The following is a 1316-nucleotide window of genomic DNA, read 5'->3' as shown; positions in this document are numbered from 1 at the left end:
GGCATTCCTTGCGCTGATAGGGCTGGAAATTCTGTGTGCGCGCCAGAATGCCCGAAATCACCCCGGCCTCGATCCAGAGTTGCGAATCCGGCGTGAGCAAGCGGGTAGCAGGAACCGCATCGAAAAGAACTGCCTAATGGTCACGAACCCCGCGCCATGCCGAGGCGGAGGAATGTGGCGACGCAGTGGCGAGCTCGCCGTGGGAGCCAGGAACCTGCCTAATTACATTATCGCCAGATCGCCTGGATTGCGAAATTTCGGCCCAAACCCGCCTGAAATAAGCAGCGTCCACAGGAAGCTCCCGCAATAAAGATGCTGGCCGACCGTTCAGCGGCCGATCCGACGGGGCTTCGGGCTGCTTGAAGCCGTTCGGCATCTATGAGACGTCGACAGGCTAACGGCCGACGTCGCTAAACCAAGACTGTAGACATCCGCGAGAGGCTGTTGAAGGGTGACGATAGGCCGTGCCAAATCAGGCCGGTTGCTGGCTGTCGGAGTCCTCAAACAAAAAGGTCGCCGGATCGCGACTGAGCGCTTCGCCGATAGCGGCGATTGTATCGACACTGACATTACCGTCCGCGTCCGCGAGCTTGTTGAGAGTGATCTCCGACACACCCAGGAGCTCCGCCATTTGATAGCGGAGCAGATTGCGGCGCTCACGCTCGCTGTTGATGATGCCGGCAAGGCGCCCGCGGATCGATTTTTCGGTGAGGTTGTGGGCCCATGGTTCCACCTCGGCGCCGCCGACCAGAAGTGTCGCGATCGACACCTGCAGCGCCTGGGCCATGTGTTCGACCGTGCGCAGGGTCACGTTGTTTCGTTTTCTCGTGGTGCGGATGTAGGTGCGGTATGCGAGTCCTTGACCAGGCGACGTTTTGAACAGTTCCGCCATCTGTTGATGGCGAAGCTTTCGCCTACGGCGCTCGATTTCGAGGAACGACCCGATATTGTCCCGAAGGGGGTTGTTCACCTCGCCCGCTTCATTTGGCAGCATGAATCTATGTGTTCGCACGAACTCGCCTTTTCGGTACGCCCCTTTCCTGGACTAAAGCCCATAATAAAGTGTCAAAAGTCGTCCCGACCGTGCTGAAAACTCTCGTTATGGGCGCACCATTCAAGGCCTCGCGAGCCAGGGCTTCGGCAAGACGCATCCTCGCCCGAGGGACAAGGTCGGGATTTCCCTCTAACTCTTTCTGGCGACAGTGGCGTGTTTGTTTTTCGAGGCGTGCCTTTTTTTCTGAGCTGATTTTGAAGCGGAGGCATTTCCACTGGCCGCGTCTTTCTTCGGCACTGGACTGGACCGCCTTCCTGACATC

The 1316-nt window shown here is 58.3% G+C and carries 2 protein-coding genes; both read right to left on the bottom strand.

Annotated features, from left to right (window positions below; translation table 11 throughout):
- Positions 1-472 precede the first annotated feature (472 nt).
- The gene (locus EN780_RS34380; RefSeq protein ID WP_128276471.1) at positions 473-994 is read right to left on the bottom strand and encodes a helix-turn-helix transcriptional regulator; all 522 of its coding nucleotides are present in this window, start codon (positions 992-994) and stop codon (positions 473-475) included.
- Positions 995-998: 4 nt separating this feature from the next.
- A partial coding sequence (locus EN780_RS39855; RefSeq protein ID WP_210215079.1) for a hypothetical protein occupies positions 999-1316 on the bottom strand: 318 nt, incomplete at its 5' end.

This window comes from Mesorhizobium sp. M4B.F.Ca.ET.089.01.1.1 (assembly GCF_004022605.1).
Taxonomy (GTDB): Bacteria; Pseudomonadota; Alphaproteobacteria; order Rhizobiales; family Rhizobiaceae; genus Mesorhizobium; species Mesorhizobium abyssinicae.
This window is presented reverse-complemented; position numbering and strand designations above follow the sequence as displayed.